Genomic DNA, 1106 nt, shown 5'->3' on the forward strand with positions numbered 1-1106 from the left:
AGGTTGTAGCTGAACTGGCGGGTCAGGTTGTCGATGCGTTTTTCTTCGACCAGGCGGTCGGACGCATCATAGGCGAACTGGTAAGCCGCATTGTTTTCGTTGACCAGCGCGGTCAGGCGAATGGCCTGGTCATATTCGTAGCGGATGCGCTGGCCCTTGGCGTCCTGACGGCTGCTCGGCAGACCGCGGGCGGTGCGCAGCAAGCGTGTGGTCTGGCCTTTACCGTCGGTATGCGTCAGGACCTGGCCGAGGGCGTTGTAGGTAAAGGACTCGGCGCTGCCGTCCGGGTGCTGGATGCGCAGCACTTCGCCGTCGGGTTTGCGCTCAAGGGTTGTCGTCTGATTCAGCGCATCCGTAACGGCGACCAAATGCTGACGCTCGTCATAGCGGTAATACGTATTTTTGCCGGAGCAATCCTGAAACCGCTCGACCTGGGCCAACGCGTTCCACCACAGGTATTTGGACTTGTGGGTAGCGTCGATGATGGTGTGCGGCAAGCCGTCATCGCTGTTCAGGTATTCGGTTTTGTGGCCCAGCGCGTCGACTTCGGCGATGAGGTTGCCCTTGGCGTCGTAGCGGGCTTTCCAGGTGCTGCCGTCCATGAAAGTCGTCTCAGTGACCAGCGTGGTACTGAGGTGATATTTGTATTTGATTTTGCGACCCAGTGGATCGGTCTCTTCGATCAGGCGTGAAAAGTCGTCGTATTTGAACGCGAGCTTGTTGCCATCGGGCAGATTCAAACCCGTCATGTTGCCGGCTTCGTCCAGGGCAATACCGTAGCATTCGCCGCCGTAATCACGACTGGCAATCACGCGACGGTCCTCGTTGTACTGAATTTCCAACTCACGCCCCAGCACGTCAGTAGCCCAGGAAACGCGCTGGTTGAAGTCGTAGCGGTAGTGAAAATGTTCGCCATCGCTGGTCCAGTGCTCCACCACGCGAGGCTGATCGCCGAGGGTCTGCCAGCGGTAATTGCAGGTCAGGCCGAGGGCGTTACTGTGACTGGCCATGACGCCATCAGCGTAGCTGAAACGTCGAACGGAATCGTTGTTGCGATTGATCACTTCGATCAGTTGACCATTTTCGTCGTAACGGTACTGCACCAG

General features: G+C 57.7%; 1 pseudogene. It reads right to left on the reverse strand.

The annotated features are described in order from the left end of the window. Nucleotides 1-1106, reverse strand: a pseudogene (locus F8N96_RS34815) (RHS repeat protein); the annotation flags it as partial.

Source organism: Pseudomonas fluorescens (genome assembly GCF_902497855.1).
GTDB classification, from domain to species: domain Bacteria; phylum Pseudomonadota; class Gammaproteobacteria; order Pseudomonadales; family Pseudomonadaceae; genus Aquipseudomonas; species Aquipseudomonas fluorescens_BI.